Annotated in this window: 18 protein-coding genes; 8 read left to right on the plus strand and 10 right to left on the minus strand. The window is 44.3% G+C overall.

What is annotated here, in order from left to right; genetic code table 11:
* Positions 1 to 73 precede the first annotated feature (73 nt).
* The 3 genes from V5G28_RS08490 (at position 74) to V5G28_RS08500 (ending at position 2,556) form a co-directional block, all read left to right on the plus strand.
* Positions 74 to 676, plus strand: a complete 603-nt coding sequence (locus V5G28_RS08490; RefSeq protein WP_332994942.1) for an NIL domain-containing protein — start codon at positions 74 to 76, stop codon at positions 674 to 676.
* A 164-nt stretch (positions 677 to 840) separates the two neighbouring features.
* The gene (locus V5G28_RS08495) at positions 841 to 2,193 is read left to right on the plus strand and encodes a selenium-binding family protein (protein ID WP_332994945.1); all 1,353 of its coding nucleotides are present in this window, start codon (positions 841 to 843) and stop codon (positions 2,191 to 2,193) included.
* Positions 2,194 to 2,235: 42 nt separating this feature from the next.
* Entirely contained in the window at positions 2,236 to 2,556 is a 321-nt protein-coding gene (locus tag V5G28_RS08500) for a 2Fe-2S iron-sulfur cluster-binding protein (protein WP_332994947.1), read from the plus strand.
* A 33-nt stretch (positions 2,557 to 2,589) separates the two neighbouring features.
* Here V5G28_RS08500 and V5G28_RS08505 read toward each other — a convergent pair whose 3' ends face one another.
* From V5G28_RS08505 to V5G28_RS08520, 4 genes are all read right to left on the minus strand, one after another.
* Entirely contained in the window at positions 2,590 to 3,015 is a 426-nt protein-coding gene (locus V5G28_RS08505; RefSeq protein ID WP_332994950.1) for a hypothetical protein, read from the minus strand.
* A 157-nt stretch (positions 3,016 to 3,172) separates the two neighbouring features.
* The gene (locus tag V5G28_RS08510; protein ID WP_332994951.1) at positions 3,173 to 3,883 is read right to left on the minus strand and encodes a Crp/Fnr family transcriptional regulator; all 711 of its coding nucleotides are present in this window, start codon (positions 3,881 to 3,883) and stop codon (positions 3,173 to 3,175) included.
* A 239-nt stretch (positions 3,884 to 4,122) separates the two neighbouring features.
* The gene (locus V5G28_RS08515; protein WP_332994953.1) at positions 4,123 to 5,274 is read right to left on the minus strand and encodes a PAS domain-containing protein; all 1,152 of its coding nucleotides are present in this window, start codon (positions 5,272 to 5,274) and stop codon (positions 4,123 to 4,125) included.
* Positions 5,271 to 5,690, minus strand: coding sequence for a response regulator (locus tag V5G28_RS08520; RefSeq protein WP_332994954.1), 420 nt, complete (start codon positions 5,688 to 5,690; stop codon positions 5,271 to 5,273). The genes V5G28_RS08515 and V5G28_RS08520 overlap by 4 nt, the downstream gene beginning before the upstream one ends.
* 398 nt (positions 5,691 to 6,088) lie before the next feature.
* Between V5G28_RS08520 and V5G28_RS08525 the strand changes: the two genes are divergently transcribed.
* On the plus strand, positions 6,089 to 6,823 hold the full coding sequence (locus V5G28_RS08525; protein ID WP_332994956.1) for a glutathione peroxidase: 735 nt from the start codon (positions 6,089 to 6,091) through the stop codon (positions 6,821 to 6,823).
* Between the two features lie 77 nt (positions 6,824 to 6,900).
* Here V5G28_RS08525 and V5G28_RS08530 read toward each other — a convergent pair whose 3' ends face one another.
* The 4 genes from V5G28_RS08530 to V5G28_RS08545 all read right to left on the minus strand — a co-directional run bounded on the left by V5G28_RS08530 (position 6,901) and on the right by V5G28_RS08545 (position 9,412).
* Positions 6,901 to 8,562, minus strand: coding sequence for a PhnE/PtxC family ABC transporter permease (locus V5G28_RS08530; RefSeq protein ID WP_332994958.1), 1,662 nt, complete (start codon positions 8,560 to 8,562; stop codon positions 6,901 to 6,903).
* A 100-nt stretch (positions 8,563 to 8,662) separates the two neighbouring features.
* Positions 8,663 to 8,938 carry a hypothetical protein gene (locus V5G28_RS08535; protein WP_332994961.1) on the minus strand — a complete coding sequence of 92 codons (276 nt, stop codon included), beginning with the start codon at positions 8,936 to 8,938 and terminating at the stop codon, positions 8,663 to 8,665.
* Positions 8,889 to 9,125 carry a hypothetical protein gene (locus tag V5G28_RS08540; protein ID WP_332994963.1) on the minus strand — a complete coding sequence of 79 codons (237 nt, stop codon included), beginning with the start codon at positions 9,123 to 9,125 and terminating at the stop codon, positions 8,889 to 8,891. The genes V5G28_RS08535 and V5G28_RS08540 overlap by 50 nt, the downstream gene beginning before the upstream one ends.
* The gene (locus V5G28_RS08545) at positions 9,125 to 9,412 is read right to left on the minus strand and encodes an ATP-binding cassette domain-containing protein (RefSeq protein ID WP_332994966.1); all 288 of its coding nucleotides are present in this window, start codon (positions 9,410 to 9,412) and stop codon (positions 9,125 to 9,127) included. Before V5G28_RS08545 ends, V5G28_RS08540 begins: the two co-directional genes overlap by 1 nt.
* Positions 9,413 to 9,823: 411 nt before the next feature.
* Between V5G28_RS08545 and V5G28_RS08550 the strand changes: the two genes are divergently transcribed.
* Both V5G28_RS08550 and V5G28_RS08555 read left to right on the plus strand, forming a co-directional pair.
* Positions 9,824 to 10,405, plus strand: a complete 582-nt coding sequence (locus V5G28_RS08550) for a TetR/AcrR family transcriptional regulator (protein WP_096563656.1) — start codon at positions 9,824 to 9,826, stop codon at positions 10,403 to 10,405.
* Positions 10,406 to 10,476: 71 nt separating this feature from the next.
* On the plus strand, positions 10,477 to 11,226 hold the full coding sequence (locus V5G28_RS08555) for a glucose 1-dehydrogenase (protein ID WP_332994971.1): 750 nt from the start codon (positions 10,477 to 10,479) through the stop codon (positions 11,224 to 11,226).
* Between the two features lie 210 nt (positions 11,227 to 11,436).
* Here V5G28_RS08555 and V5G28_RS08560 read toward each other — a convergent pair whose 3' ends face one another.
* Together V5G28_RS08560 and V5G28_RS08565 are read right to left on the minus strand one after the other, a co-directional pair.
* Entirely contained in the window at positions 11,437 to 11,889 is a 453-nt protein-coding gene (locus tag V5G28_RS08560) for a GNAT family N-acetyltransferase (protein WP_332994973.1), read from the minus strand.
* A gap of 21 nt (positions 11,890 to 11,910) precedes the next feature.
* On the minus strand, positions 11,911 to 12,825 hold the full coding sequence (locus V5G28_RS08565) for a putative selenate ABC transporter substrate-binding protein (RefSeq protein ID WP_332994975.1): 915 nt from the start codon (positions 12,823 to 12,825) through the stop codon (positions 11,911 to 11,913).
* A 52-nt stretch (positions 12,826 to 12,877) separates the two neighbouring features.
* Between V5G28_RS08565 and V5G28_RS08570 the strand changes: the two genes are divergently transcribed.
* Both V5G28_RS08570 and V5G28_RS08575 read left to right on the plus strand, forming a co-directional pair.
* Entirely contained in the window at positions 12,878 to 13,405 is a 528-nt protein-coding gene (locus V5G28_RS08570) for a hypothetical protein (RefSeq protein WP_332994977.1), read from the plus strand.
* Positions 13,406 to 14,206: 801 nt separating this feature from the next.
* On the plus strand, positions 14,207 to 15,079 hold the full coding sequence (locus V5G28_RS08575) for a DUF4231 domain-containing protein (protein WP_332994979.1): 873 nt from the start codon (positions 14,207 to 14,209) through the stop codon (positions 15,077 to 15,079).
* Positions 15,080 to 15,176 lie beyond the last annotated feature (97 nt).

Consider the following 15,176-nt stretch of genomic DNA (forward strand, 5'->3'; position numbering starts at 1 on the left):
AATTTCAAAGGCTAGGGGAGTTTTTGATTTATATCAGCTCGTGAAACTGCTGATAATTTGAGGAATTAGGGTGATGGCATTATCTACAATTTTTCATACCACATTAGGTCATATCTACATTACGGTTCCTCAGCACTACCATCGCCAACCCATTGTCTCGCGATTGATTTCTCGTTACGATTTAACAATCAACATTGCAGCAGCTGTTTTAGAAGCTCATACAGAAGACGATGGTTGGTTTAATCTTGAAATTCAAGGAATTTCTCAACAAGTAGAAGCAGGTCTTGCCTATCTTCAAGAACTTAATATAGAAATTTTGCAGTTAGACCTCAAAAGCCTTCCAGAAAAAAACAGAGATAAGCTACAGCTTTTATGTGCTTCTGTCAATTCAAGTGACGACATTGAAGACGATGAAAAAAAAGCTGCTTTGACTATGGTAGAAGGACAAACCACTCGTGCTAAATTTCAAGTTTGTATTCCTAAAAACTATAGTTCTTATCCGGTCATTGGAGGGCTAGTTTCTTGTTATGGATTAACTGTTAACATTACCGGAGCGATGTTAGATAACAATACTGAAAATGACGGCTGGTTTGATTTAGAGCTTTGGGGTAGGCGTGAGCAGATTGTGTCGGGCTTAAGATATTTAAAACAATTGGGCTTACAAATTTGGCTGTAGTTTTTATATAGCGCAACTCAATTGAATGAAGTACAAATTTATCTGTGTCCATCTGTGTCCATCTGTGGTTCATTATTTCTTTCTATACCTTACTCCGGGTTGCAAACCGCTATATAAATTAGGATTGTGTATTGTGATTCAGAAGTTGTTGGAGATATAAAAATATGGCTCATGCTTGCTGCGGTCCCGGCTACGCTTCCCCAGAAGCAGCGATAAAAGCAGAACGCGAAAAGGTACTATATACAGTTGCACTCTATACGGGTACAGGTATCGAAGAGCCGGATTATCTTGCCACCGTAGACGTTGACCCCAACTCTCCAACGTACTCGCAAGTGATTCACCGCCTGCCAATGCCTTATATTGGTGATGAACTGCATCATTTTGGCTGGAATGCTTGCAGTTCTTGTCATGGGGATGCCAGCAAATCTCGGCGTTTTATGGTTATTCCCGGTCAACGTTCCAGCAGAATTCACATTGTAGATACAGCGGATGCAAAAGCCCCGAAACTTCATAAAATCATTGAACCTGAAGAAATCAAGGAAAAAACTAACCTCACCGCTCCGCATACCGTACACTGCCTAGCTGATAGTCATGTGATGATTTCCATGCTGGGTGACAGCGAAGGGAATGGTCCTGGTGGCTTTTTGTTACTTGATGAGAATTTTGACATTGCTGGACGCTGGGAACGCAAAGCCAACGGTATGCGCTTTAATTACGACTTTTGGTACCAGCCGCGTCATAATATCATGGTGAGTAGCGAGTGGGGCGCACCCAAAACCTACTATCCCGGCTTTGACCTCAAGGATGTGGCGGCTGGAAATTACGGTAGTCAACTGCATTTTTGGGATTGGTCGAAACACGAAATTATCCAAAGTTTTGACTTAGGTGACGAAGGACTCATCCCCTTAGAAGTGCGCTTTCACCATAACCCCGACAGTACTCACGGGTTTGTTGGTGCCGCACTCAGCAGCAATGTTTGGCATTGGCACAAGCCCAACGGTCATTGGCAAGTCGAGAAAGTGATTGATATCCCATCAGTTGAAGTGGAAGGCTGGCCCATCCCTGTACCATCCTTAATTACCGATATCCTACTTTCAATGGACGATCGCTATGTCTATTTCTCCAACTGGTTACACGGAGACATTCGCCAGTATGATATTAGCGATCCCTCCCATCCCAAACTGACAGGTCAAGTTTGGGTTGGTGGCTTGTTGGGCAAGAGTGAGGAAAGTAAGGGCAAAAAATTGGCTGGTGGACCGCAGATGCTGCAACTCAGTCTTGATGGCAAGCGGCTTTATGTCACCAATTCCCTGTTTAGCACTTGGGACAATCAGTTTTACCCTGAGTTATCCAAGACTGGCTCATATTTATTGCAAATAGACTGTGACACTGAAAACGGGGGATTGAAAATTAACGAAAACTTCTTTGTTGACTTTGGCAAAGAACCAGCAGGTCCATCTCGCGCTCATGAGATACGTTATCCTGGTGGCGATTGCACCTCTGATATTTGGATATAAAAGAAAATATGGCAGGCAAGATGCCTGCCCTACAAGATATGTATGAAAACATACAAAGTTGAACTTGTGAATCGCAATAACTTTGTTGTTGAAGTTGCAGAAAACCAATATATTTTAGATGCTGTGGAAGCAGCAGGTTTGCGGTTGCCCGTTGGTTGTCGGTATGGTGCTTGTATCACTTGTGCAGCACGTTTGATTCAGGGTGAGGTGGATCAGTCTAAAGGAGTTGCCCTCAAACCCGCGCAGGAGACGATTGGCTATGTACTCCTGTGCATAGCATATCCTCGTTCAAATTGCAAGTTTGACGTTGGTGTCGAGTGCCAGGGCAAGCTTTATACCAATCCTTTTAAAAGTGGTCGTTAATCACCGAACCCACGCAAGCTGATTAAACTGCTTCTAGACCGGGCAAAGACGGTGTAGCAGATTCATCAACTGTTCCCCATCTTCCAGGTAGGTGACGTACTCACTTTCGCCCACCTTAACGTCCTTGCCTTCCATATCCTCCCCGTACTGCTCAGCCATAACGACAATCGGCGTGCTGCTCTTGAGTTCCGCGCCGTGACGTATGCGCCGTCCCATGTTAATGACCTCGTCTATCGGCAGATCGACTTGGTTGAGCAAAATTAAGTTAGGGCGATTGCCTTTGGCACTGCGCTCCGCGCAATCGCGCACACCACGCGCCAAGGCGATCGCGTCTTCTTCTTGTAGCGCTGAAATCACGCGGTAGCCCCAGTTACTGAGGTTTAGCTTCAGGAGCGGGCGCGTATCGTCATCCAGTTCGATCATCAGGATTGTCGGTGGCGCATCTTTTTTCTCGCTCATTTGTTCTCCGTTTGCTCCTCTTTAGAACTGTTAGTTGCAGACTGAGGAGAAGGGAAATCTTACAACCTGAAGAAACTTAATTTGTACGTAATCAGACGGGGAGCCTCAGCTTGGTGCTTCACTCTGTGCCGCACGATAGAAGGTGAGAACCAGCTCATCAGCCATCTCTCTCCTTTCCTCCGAGCAAGCGATCGTATTCTTCTCTGAGAACTCTGAAACACTCGCACGAAGTCGCTTCCAGCCTCCGCTGATCCAGGATCTGGACGCGACCTCGCTGGTATCGGATGAGACCGCTCTCCTGAAACTTTTGGGCAGCTTGGGTGACGCCAGCGCGGCGCACGCCTAGCATGTGGCCGAGGAACTCCTGGGTAAGCTTAAGGTCATCTGAGTCAACGCGGTCTTGCGCCTCCAGCAGCCAGCGTGCCAAGCGTTGTTCTAGAACGTGGAGGCTGTTGCAGCCGGTGGTCTGCGAGATCTGCGCGATCAGTGCTTGTGTGTAGCGTAGCAGCACGTCGCGCAGCTGCTTATTGCGATCAAACTCCTCTAGCAGAATCCCTGCATCCACCTTGATCGCGCTGCCCGCCATCTGTACGATGTACTCCGTCTGCGTAGTCTCCCTTCCGCCCATGAAGGCATTGACGCCGATCACTTCACGGTTGCCGACCATACCCGCTTCAGCCGTCGAGCCGTCACTCATCGTGACGGTGATCGAGAGGAGGCAATCGATAGGGAAATAGAGATCCTCGATAGTCTCGCCAGGATGATGAAGTATCGTGCCCAGTTCCAGCGAGACTCGTTTCAGGTTGGGGGCGAGCTTTTCATATAGCTCACGGGGCAGGGCGGCAAGCAGGCGGTTTTCAGTAGCCATATAGAGGTCAGGAATAAGTACACAACTGAATGGACCTCTTGCGCGAATCGATTTTTGCTACGCAAAAATCGATTCGCGCAACCTCATTCGAGTATTTGTGCAAGAACTCCATTGATTCTCAATCATGTCAATTATTTATAACGTGATCAACTAGCAAAATGGATATGCCACAAAACTAATGCAAAACAGCTTTCTTAACAAAAGAATGTGTTGAGCGATACTAATTTCTGAAATGTCTGCTACAAATTGTTTAAAATCAGGTGATGCTTGGAGTCTACCCTCAGCTTCTTTTGCTGCTGTAGTTTTTTAAGCAACCGGGTGATGGTGACTCTCGTTGTGCAGCAAGCAGTAGCAAGGTCTTCATGCGTGAGACGAACCAAAAGCCGAGTGCCATCCGCTACAGGCTGCCCAATTTCCTGTTTTAACAACTGTAATAAATTATGCAAGCGGTCTGCGACTCGTGGTTGTCCGTAAACCGCTAGTAGCAATTCGGTTTGTCTGAGTCGTTGGCTAATTTGAGGTAAAAGTTGCTGCTTGAGTTCAGGAGAAGTCGCGAAATCGGTGAGTGGAATGCACCATAGCTGAGTATCGGCGAGGGCAGTTGCCTGATAGAGCGGCAGGGCAGTCAAGCTAGAACCAAAGGGGGCTTTTGCACCTGCTAACCCAACCAACACCTCTTGACCGCTATCAGAAAACGTTGTTAGCTTCACTAGTCCTGAATGAACCTGCCAAATCGTCTCAGGGTTTAAAGGAATTGTTTCCCCCTTGTGATAAACCTGCAAAGGGTAGCCCAAATCGGTATTGCTGTCAGGCTGTTTTTGTGCTTCGACCTGGTTGCAATCGCTCGCGTGGCGCAACAGCCAGCGCAGGGTAAGCGGTTGGTTTGCTTCTTGGCGGTTGACCTCTACGAGGACACTGACATCAAACGCTACACCTTGAGCAGGCTGCAAACGGACCTGCCACTCCTGTTTCCCAGGTCTTTGCTGCAGCCGCTGCAACTGAGTCTGAAAGTGTTGCCGAGTTTCATGAGTGAGCAAAGCGGTTAGAGACCGACCAATTAAGAAGGATTGCTGGCGGTTAAGCAACTTGGCAGCCGCCTGATTCGCTTCCTGAATCCTTCCTGCTGCATCTGTCAACAGACAAGCATCGGGGATAAACTCCAACAACTCCTGGTAGCGCTGGCGCTCAGCTTCCACAGTTTGGTCAGCCAATGATAACTTCTGATTCTGCTGGTACAGCATCTTTGCCGCTACCTCAAGTCGCTCAGAGGCAATGCCGAGTTCAGAAAGAGCCGATGGCGGTAGTGAAGAGGATATGTCGATTCCTTGATACAGGTTCACTAAGCGATCAGACATCGCTTTCATTTGTTGAGTAAAGGCAGTGGCATTCATACTGTAAGCTCCCATTGAACTTGTTTAGTTAGGCAAGCAACTGTTATGATTAACTCGTCAATGTCGAAAGGTTTAGGTAAGTGCTTCTCAAAGCCGACCGATAGAGCGTGGGCGCGATCGTCCTCCCCGTCGTATGTCGTCAGAGCCATCGCTGGGATCTCAACTTGTCGCGCGTTCTCAAGGGCTTTCACCTTCCGCATTAGCGAGTAGCCATCTTCATTGGGCAAGCTAATTTCGCTGATCAGGAGGTCTGGTTTAACTTGTTTGACGATTTCTAGAGCTTCAAAAGCCGATGTTGCGGCGATCGTCTCGACACCATACTCTTCAAACACCATTGTCAACAAAACTCTAGAATCAAGGTCACTATCAACAACGAGCACTCGCAGACCGTTGAGCGGCAAAGAATGATTATACATAGCTACTAGCAAATACCTTGTTTTAATGTAAAGATTGTTGCTAAATGGAGCAGACAAGATTCGCCTGCCTTTGTGTCCAAAGACAAATGGAATTTATTTTTCATATTCTTTCAAGATAACTCCAACCCGCATTAAGATCAGTACGAAAGCGTACTCAAGAAACTTGATGTTTGGCGCGATCGCTATTATGCGGGCACTCCGTGCCATCGCGCTCTGCGCAGTGCTACGGCTGGGCAATCGCTCCCTTGGGGCATGTACTTTGTGCGATTGGCAATGCCTGTGCTATGCAGGGCAATCGCGCGTATGTTGCATTAGAATGACGTAGTAAATTTGCTATTGAAAAGTCATATTCGTTATGAGTATGATTAATCAGGAGATTCACCAAGGAGGCAAACCCAATGTTGTCTAATCGAGAAGGACAAAGAGTTCCCAATGTTACCTTTCGCTTGCGTCAGGATAATAAGTGGGTAAATGTAACAACCGATGATTTATTCGCAGGTAAAACCGTAATAGTTTTTTCCCTGCCAGGTGCGTTTACTCCCACTTGCTCATCAACTCATGTTCCTGGCTATAACCAGTTGGCAAAAGTTTTTAAAGACAATGGCGTGGACGATATCGTCTGTATCTCCGTTAATGATACTTTTGTGATGAATGAATGGGCGAAAGACCAAGAAGCACAAAATATAACTTTTATACCCGATGGTAATGCTGAATTCACAGAAGGCATGGGAATGCTTGTGGATAAAACAGACCTAGGGTTTGGCAAACGCTCTTGGCGCTATTCGATGTTGGTGAAAGATGGCGTGATTGACAAGATGTTCATTGAGCCAGAAGAACCAGGCGATCCCTTTAAAGTATCTGATGCAGAGACAATGCTTCAATACATCAACCCTGAAGCAGTGAAACCTAACTTAGTTTCCCTGTTTACAAAAGTTGGTTGTCCCTTCTGTGCCCATGCTAAAGAAATGCTGACAGAACGTGGCATTGATTACGAAGAAATTGTTTTGGGTAAAGGTGTGACACCTCGCACGTTAAAAGCTGTCACTGGTGCATCAACTGTTCCCCAAGTGTTTGTTGATGGCAAACTCATCGGTGGTTCCGAAGCATTAGAAGCTTACCTGACTGCTAGTTAAATCAACGATCACGCTTAACCCCACCTCGCGTGCGGAGTGGGGTTAAGCGTGATAATACGTAATAATATTTATATATATCACCTCAAAGACCGCCGTACTGAAGCGCTAATTATGTCTACCACAAAGGTAAGACTAAGAAAAACGATTAAGGTTGCCAGCAAACCTTTGTAATCAAAGCTACTTAGTTGCTCTGTGAGGAGACGCCCCAAACCACCAGCACCCACCAACCCGACAATGACTGTAGCGCGAATGCAGACTTCCCAGCGGTAGAGGATGTAAGCGAGGAAGCGCGGAAGAGTCAGAGGAAGAATACCATAGAGGAAGACTTGAGATTGAGTTGCGCCCAAAGCTTTCAAGGAACGCAAAGGTCGCTCATCCAAATTTTCTATCACCTCTGCCATCAAACGCCCTAAAATACCTAAATTGTGGATAGCAAGGGCGATCGCACCTGGCAAAATCCCCGGAAACAATACAAACAGAAAGATCAACGCCCAAATTGGTTCTGGAACAGCACGGGCAAACAGCAGAAGAAACCGAGTAAAGGCAGATTTCATTAATCCCCTTGTCCCCCCATCTCCCGATCTCCCCATCTTCCCCACCTCCCTTGCTGCTACGAAAGAAAGCAAAATTCCTCCTAAACCCGCGCCTGTGCTTGCCAAAATTGACATAGCTAAAGTCTGCGCCGAAAGGGTCAACATCTGATTCAACTGGCTTACATCCGGAGGGAACAAGTCGTGAAACACGGACGCCAACAGTTGGGCGCTTCGTGGTGCCCAGAGTTTTGTAAAATCGGCTTTGACGTACCAGAACGAGAATATTAATAAAGCAACAGCACCCAGTACTGAAAAAGTTACCACTGGATCGCGCTCTCGAAGTAACTTTTGCTGGTTTAAATTCAGAACATTCAAATCCAAACGACTAGGGACACCTAAGCGCTGACGCAATAACCCACTCAAAAAATCTGTTCCACCACTCAACAACAGCAACGCAAACATCAAAGTCCACATTTGCTCATAACGCAGTGACTGGAGACTAAGGAAAATTTGATAACCTAATCCACCAGCACCAATGATACCCAGGACAGCAGCAGAACGAATTGAACATTCAAGCCGATAAAAGCTGTAAGAAAGTAGATTGGGGAAAGCTTGAGGAATCAGGGTGTAAGCAAAAGCACTTAGGGTCGGAACACCACTATTGAGTAGTGCAAGTAAAGGACCACGGGGAGTTTCGTCTAAAATTTCAGAAAATACCTTAGCGGTGATAGCACCAAAAGGAATGGCGATCGCTAGCACCGCCACCAGTGGATCAAGTCCAAAAATATTCACGAAAAACAATCCCCAAATCAGTTCGTGAATTCCTCTAGGGATTGCTAAAATTGCCCGTACTATCAGCCAAGGTGCTTGAGAACCTCTGAATGAAACTGACTTCCACCACACCTGTGTGGATAAAACACCACCCGCCAACCCAATAATCACACAGAAAAACGTGCCACAAACAGCATAAGCAAGAGTTTTCAGCGTTGCATCCAGAGTCAGCAGCAAAAATTCTGGACTTAAATCCGGTGAAAGTGCAGCAACAAGAAAGCGGACAACAAGATTCCAACCTCCCTGATTTATCAAATCTTGCTCAAACACACCAGCCACAGACAACGACCAAACCACCGACAAAATAAACAGCAATCCCCAAAAAGTCTGCCAGTTCACAGGTGAAGGTCGTTTAGGCAATATTGAATTAGTCATTAGTCATTAGTCATTAGTTATTTTCCGTGTTCCCGCGTCTTTGTGTCCCCGTGTCCTTCTTCTCCCCATCTCCTCCTCCGCGTCCTCTGTGCTTATACAGTTAAATTCTATACAATTTTTCCACCATTCCCGCTGACACCTTCTCAACAGGTGCATCAAACAAAACTCGTCCCTGTTGCAAACCAACAAGGCGCTGAAAGTGACTGCGGGCATATTCAATTGCGTGCAGACTAATAACTAGTGTTTTCCCCGTATTGTCACTTAAAAAACATAACAAATTCATCACCTCGCGGCTGCGTTCTGGATCGAGGCTAGAGATAGGTTCATCAGCAAGGATAGCAGCGGGATCTTGCACGAGAACACGGGCGATCGCCACCCGTTGTCGCTGTCCACCAGAAAGGCGGGCTGCATGTTGAGAGTTTTTCCGGAATTCCTACCTGCGCTAATGCTTTTGCAGCTGTTTCCACCTCTAGGGGATAAATGAGTGAAGCAGCAGCTTTAAAAAATGACCAGCATCCCAAATGTCCAGCGTTGACATTGTGAATGACTCGCAGGTTGTCCACTAGATGAAATCGCCGGTAAATTGTACCAATTTGCCGCTGTATTTGTAGTAGAGACTTGGGACGTAAATATGCAAGGTTGCGACCGATAACCCAGAACTTCTCCCTTGTGTGGGTTGCAGTGTACCGTTGAGTAAGCTAATTAAGGTACTTTTTCCTGCACCACTGGAACCAACAAGGGCAACTCGTTCACCTGGATAAATTTGCAAGTTGATGTCAGTTAGAGATTGGAAGGTTCCAAATTGTTTGGTGACGTTTTTGAGTTCAAAAATTGGTGTAGGTGAGTTCATAGTAATAATGGGCGTTTTCGTAGCACAAAAACAATAAACGTCGTTAAGCCGTAATGCTTAAGAAGTATCTGTTTTGACATTACAGAGACTTCTGCTACTAAGGCAGCATTTAAAACGCTTCCTTAGTAGCAGAACAGAAGTCGATGCATGCACTGTTAAGCCAGTCCTAAGAGCACATTATTAGAAGCATTGCAGGCTAAAAACTTCTCATAACGGCTCTTATCAGCAGCTTTGTAGAAGTCACTTTTCCAAGTATTTCGCTTTTCAATCTACTGTTACGAAAATGCCTGATTGAACAACAGAGCGATCGCACCATAGCACGGGTAACACAAAAAGCGTGGCAGTCAGTAACAAAAAAATTTTGCGCCGAAAACTTGACTGAATGGTCAAGTTTTGATATAGTGTGATGACATGGTTGGAAGAAAGTTAGAGTTTGACAGGGAAGAAGCCTTAGAGAAAGCAATGAACCTTTTTTGGTTTAAAGGCTATAACGCGACTGGGCTGAATGACCTGCTTAACCATATGGGTATCCAACGCCAGAGCTTGTACAATACCTTTGGTAGTAAACACGCTCTATTTTTGGAGGCTATTAGATACTATAGCGATACTGTAGTGAGGAGTCTTGAACAACAGTTGGATGCTCCTGGTGAACCTTTAGAAAACATCCGCAATTTGCTCAAGACATTGGCTGAGAATGCTGCTCGTCCTGAATATCGAGGATGTTTAGTAGCGAATACCATTATGGAGTTAGCCCCTCATGACAAAGCTGTAGAAGAAGCTGTTGGGATAGTTGTCAGGCGATTGGAGCAAGCCTTTGAGCGAGCTTTAAAAAAAGCGGTGGTAGCTGGTGAATTATCTGCTTCTACCAATCCTAGAGAACTAGCTTGTTTTCTCTACCATGTTGTTTTAGGCATCAATGTCAGAGGTAAAGCGAGTCTCAGTTGTTCATCTATTGATGACATTCTCAAAGTAGCATTGTCAGTGCTGAAGTAAAATCAAGCAATTTTTTTTCTTCAATTTTTGACCGTTCAGTCAAATAAACCAATTAGAAAGGAGATGGAATCGTGGCAAAACTAGCAGGCAAAAGGGCTTTGATTACTGGTGGCACAACAGGTATAGGTTTAGCAACAGCGCGGCGGTTTGTAGCAGAGGGATGTCGTGTGATAATTACTGGACAAAATGAAGAACGGCTGGCTGCGGCGGCAAAGGAATGGGATCAGCAAGTTATTCCAGTGCTTGTCGATGTGCGATCGCTTGCTGATTTGGAGGCGTTAGCTGTGCGTGTAAAGGAAGAATTTGGTGATCTAGATATTTTGTTTGCTAACGCTGGTATTGGCTACTTTTCCCCTCTGGAGCAAGTTGATGAGGCACTATACGATAACCAGTTTGACATCAATGTGAAGGGTGTGTTCTTCACAGTGCAAAAGTTAGCTGGGTTGTTGAAAGAAGGTGCAAGTGTGATTGTAAATGCTTCAGCTGTGAATGAGAAAGGTGCATCAACAGGTAGTGTCTATTTTGCCACCAAGGCTGCTGTACGGTCATTTGCTCGTTCCTTAGCAGCTGAACTGGCACCACGCAAAATTCGGGTGAATGCCCTAAGTCCAGGGCTAGTGAGGACTTCTTTTCAAGAGAAGCTTAACCTTCCACAGGAAGCAGTTGATGGTTTTGCTAACTATGTCATGCAGACTTCACCACTGGCGCGTTTAGGGCAACCGGAAGAAATTGCCAATGCTGCTCTATTTCTTGCTAGTGATGAATCGTCCTACATGACAGCGGCTGATCTTGTAATTGATGGCGGCTATATGAATGTTTGAGAAACTTATAGCGATTTGCAATTCAATGAGGTACATTCGGGCGGGCGAGGACGCCCACCCCACAAGATAGGAGCTGTTCTAAGTTTGTACCTCACGCTGTTGAAATCCGCTATATATGAACCACCCCTGCTGCTTTGCTCAGAAAATGCATAATGGAACCGCAGAGGACGCAGAGGGAGCAGAGAAATTTATACGGAGTCGTCGGCGGGATCAGGTTGCTATCCATTTTGTCATTAAGTAGCGATTTTGGTCTGCAAAACCAACCTTTCGATAAAAGCTTTGTGCAATTGTATTTTCCCGTTCAACTTCTAGATGCAGTGCTTTAATCTCTAAAGAAGGACATACACTTTCTATAAACTGTATGGTTTTCACGCCCACTCCTTGTCCTCGATGAGTTTCTCGGATATAAAATTCATCAATGAACGCATCGCGTCCTCGATATTCCAAACTATAGCCAAACGTTAGGACAATATATCCAATTGCTTGGTTATCCTGTTGGATTAGCCACACTCGCCCTAGAGAGTTATCCTCTAAAATTTTTGCTAAGGCAGCGCGAATACTTGCTTCATCAAATGGATGATCATCATACTTGTAAAACTCTTGGATAAACTGAATAAGAAGTTCAGTATCTGAATTCTCCGCAAATTTAAACGTCGTTTCCATCTGTTATTTACAGTGTGGTAACTACTTAATCTTGCCTATTTCTCGACCAATTTTTTCGATTTGAGTGTAGTTTTCGTTCTTCGTGGGAATGAATTTTTCTGCTTGTAAGAGGTCGAGAATTTCTTTTTGTTCTGGGACTTTGGGATCTAATTTGAACAATGCATTTTGCACTCTTTTGCCGAAATCTTCGCCGTAGCGCTGTTTGAGTTGGGGGTTCATGACCCAGTGATAATCGTAGTATGCAGGGGTGCGCCAGAGAACTTCTACTTTATTTAAGTCTACTTCTTTAGCGTTGACGCGCTTTTGCCAAACTTTTTCGTTTAAAGCACCGACTTCATAGGTTCCTGCTTCTACAAGTTTGATGGTTTTATCATGGTCGCCAGAAAAGCCAGCTTGTCCTTTAAAATCTGTTAAGTTTACACCTGCTTGTTGGAGAAAGTATTGTGGCATTAAACGTCCAGATGTGGAAGACTCGCTACCAAAGGTGAAGGTACGCCCTTTGAGTTGTTTGAGGTCGGCGGTGTCTTTGAATGCTTTGAGATTCGTTTTTTTGTTGGCGATGAAAACGCTGTGGAATTTTTCGTCTACGTCACGTTGGGCGATCGCCTCTGCACCTGGGACTTGCAACCTTGCTTGAACGCCAGTTAATCCCCCAAACCAAACTAAATCTAAATCTCCGACTTTAAATGCTGTGACTGCTGCTGTATAATCTGTGACGGGTTTATATTCTACAGGAACATTCAGTTCTTTTTGTAAATAAGAGGCTAGTTTGGTGTACTGTCGCTGCAACTTCTCCGGATCTTGATCGGGAATTGCCCCTGTGACCAAAGGTTTTACTTCTTTTGCACCTGTACCAGAAGTTCCAGTTGTGCTGGAAGAACAAGCTGTTAAAGGGAGCAAGAGTAGTAACGCACCTGACACCAAAAATTTTTTCATGTTCTAGATATACCGCACTGTTTTTCTATCCAGGATAAAATTTTACAACTGTTTGTCATTGGGTACGCATGAAAAACAAAGAATTAAAAATGCAGTTCATCAAGGGTTGCGCCGGGTGCCGTCATTAGAGTTACTTCGGGGTGTATTTGATGCTGCAATGAGTGTGTACCTCAACCGCTTTTTGAATGTGCCGCCCGCCCGACTTCCAGAACCAAAACAACCAGTTGAAAATCCCGAGGAATTGCTTCAACAACTACCAGAGTTGTTGAATCGTCAACAGCAGGTGAATGAAGCAGGGCAGTTAGTTGCTCAATATCTTTATGGTGGCGGCAACTCGCAGAAACTGCTAGCAATGCTTGGTAAATTAATGCTACGAGAAAATCGGGAATTTCATGTCATTCAAGAAGTCGAAGCGGCTTTCCGTCAGTATTCTTTTTTGGGTCAAACTCCTGCTGGTATTCATGTATTAGTTGCTGTGACTAGGTATTTAGCAGCACACTCACCCACAATGCGATCGCAAGTCCAAACATATCAAATTGCACATCGATTGCATAAAGGCGATCGCCTGTTTGAGGACTGATCCAGATTCCGCACCCAGTACTTATAAACGAATGGCACTAAGTTTGGTTAAGGGGGAATGGGTAAAGGGTAAAGGAAATCATGAGAGCGTGTTTTCTCCCTTTTCCCTTTCACCAAATGGCACTAAGTTTGGTTAAGGGGGAATGGTTTTATTGCTTGGGTAATGTGAAGCGATCGTCATTGTTCTATGCCATCTCCATAGCCAAAATTGCTGCTTGCAACCGCTGTAACGCTTCATTGGTCAGCAAAATAGCCCGTCTTCGTTTGGCTTTGAATTGTCTCATCTAGAGCTAAGCTAGTATCTGCGTGTTTTGATCTTAATTGTCTTAACTGTCTTAACTGTCTTAACTGTCTTAATTGTCTTAACTGTCTTAATTGTCTTAACTGTCTTAACTGTCTTAATTGTCTTAACTGTCTTAACTGTCTTAACTGTCTCCTACTAATTTTTTTTGTATATTGGGTACTGAACCAGGGCGATCGCATCTTAATTTTGCTTCTTGGTTGTAAAATTGTCTTTAGTTATAAAAAAGGATTACAAAAAAAAGACTATCGCGTCTCAATATATAATCAAAATTAATCATCACAAGCCATTGAATATATAAATTGGATCACCATACATAACTAATTGATGACTAATGACTAATGATAAAAAAAATGATAAAAAATGTGTTGCCATATTAAGTAAATAATTGTATTGTAATGATTGATTATTTCCCTAATTAATGACTAACGAAGTAGAGGCGAGTGTGTTCAGCATAATTTGTGTGCTACATTTGACCCGTACCGAATTGAGTAAAAGCAAATGGCTACTTCTGAATTGACTAAGATTGACCAGAAAAACCAAAGGGAAGTTTTCGAGACTGTTGAAAGCTTCTCCTCTCCCTCAAAGCAGAAAAATTTGTTTACCTTGAAGGTAATTGAGTATTTATTACTTGCTGCTTTTTTCTCTTCTGGTATAATTGTGATATTTTATCCAGATGATAAGAAAATTGTCATAGCAGGAGCAGTATCTCTAACTATTTTGTTTTTTTTGTTGCTCATTAATAGACAAGTGTTTGAAGACTCTAAGAAGTCTGTTAAGGAATCTGATCTCACCCAAAAAGCTGAGCTGTATAGTTATCTATTAACTAATCATAATTCCTGGAGTAAAAATACACTGACTTTGGCAAGAGGAAAGGCTTTACAGTACTGCCAAGACTTAATTGATGATTATAAAAGAATTCGGAGTGTATCGAGAAACCTTTATTATAGTTTGCAAATTGCGACAGTTATTTTATCAGGAGTCACGCCAATATTAGTTTTGGTAGACAAATTAGAAGCAGGACAAGCCTGGCTCAAGTGGCTCCCTGTACTTTGCCCAGCTATTGCTTCTATAATCGCCAGTATAGTTACCTCTTTTCCTTTTCAGAAGAATTCGGTTGCTGCTAACACAGCCGTTGAATTATTAGAGGCTGAACAAGAGAAATTTATATTGGGAGTTACTCCGCCTTATCGTTGCTACGATGTGTCTGACGAAACCCAACAGCAACAAAAGGCAAGCCAGGCATTAGAATACTTTATTATTCAAGTGAATAACATTCATCTCAACCAACTGCAAGAACAACAAACGGGTGAGAAGCAACCAGAAAAGACAGAATCAACTCCATCTAACGAGCAAAAACAGGAGCAGGGTTAAGCAAGCTAACACCAACTAGCAGCTTTAACATAGCTCTAGAAAGTTTGAAATAAACTGAATATGGGGTTAGGTGGGAGCTTCATGACTAGCATGCTAA

The sequence above is a fragment of the Scytonema sp. PRP1 genome, from assembly GCF_036697665.2.
Lineage (GTDB): Bacteria > Cyanobacteriota > Cyanobacteriia > Cyanobacteriales > Nostocaceae > Kalymmatonema > Kalymmatonema gypsitolerans.

Excerpts from the sequence above, each read along its gene's own strand:
- V5G28_RS08490 (WP_332994942.1), top strand. The coding sequence starts at position 74 with ATGGCATTATCTACAATTTTTCATACCACATTAGGTCATATCTACATT.
- V5G28_RS08495 (WP_332994945.1), top strand. The coding sequence starts at position 841 with ATGGCTCATGCTTGCTGCGGTCCCGGCTACGCTTCCCCAGAAGCAGCG.
- V5G28_RS08500 (WP_332994947.1), top strand. The coding sequence starts at position 2,236 with ATGAAAACATACAAAGTTGAACTTGTGAATCGCAATAACTTTGTTGTT.
- V5G28_RS08505 (WP_332994950.1), bottom strand. The coding sequence starts at position 3,015 with ATGAGCGAGAAAAAAGATGCGCCACCGACAATCCTGATGATCGAACTG.
- V5G28_RS08510 (WP_332994951.1), bottom strand. The coding sequence starts at position 3,883 with ATGGCTACTGAAAACCGCCTGCTTGCCGCCCTGCCCCGTGAGCTATAT.
- V5G28_RS08515 (WP_332994953.1), bottom strand. The coding sequence starts at position 5,274 with ATGAATGCCACTGCCTTTACTCAACAAATGAAAGCGATGTCTGATCGC.
- V5G28_RS08520 (WP_332994954.1), bottom strand. The coding sequence starts at position 5,690 with ATGTATAATCATTCTTTGCCGCTCAACGGTCTGCGAGTGCTCGTTGTT.
- V5G28_RS08525 (WP_332994956.1), top strand. The coding sequence starts at position 6,089 with ATGTTGTCTAATCGAGAAGGACAAAGAGTTCCCAATGTTACCTTTCGC.
- V5G28_RS08530 (WP_332994958.1), bottom strand. The coding sequence starts at position 8,562 with ATGACTAATTCAATATTGCCTAAACGACCTTCACCTGTGAACTGGCAG.
- V5G28_RS08545 (WP_332994966.1), bottom strand. The coding sequence starts at position 9,412 with ATGAACTCACCTACACCAATTTTTGAACTCAAAAACGTCACCAAACAA.
- V5G28_RS08550 (WP_096563656.1), top strand. The coding sequence starts at position 9,824 with ATGGTTGGAAGAAAGTTAGAGTTTGACAGGGAAGAAGCCTTAGAGAAA.
- V5G28_RS08560 (WP_332994973.1), bottom strand. The coding sequence starts at position 11,889 with ATGGAAACGACGTTTAAATTTGCGGAGAATTCAGATACTGAACTTCTT.
- V5G28_RS08565 (WP_332994975.1), bottom strand. The coding sequence starts at position 12,825 with ATGAAAAAATTTTTGGTGTCAGGTGCGTTACTACTCTTGCTCCCTTTA.
- V5G28_RS08575 (WP_332994979.1), top strand. The coding sequence starts at position 14,207 with ATGGCTACTTCTGAATTGACTAAGATTGACCAGAAAAACCAAAGGGAA.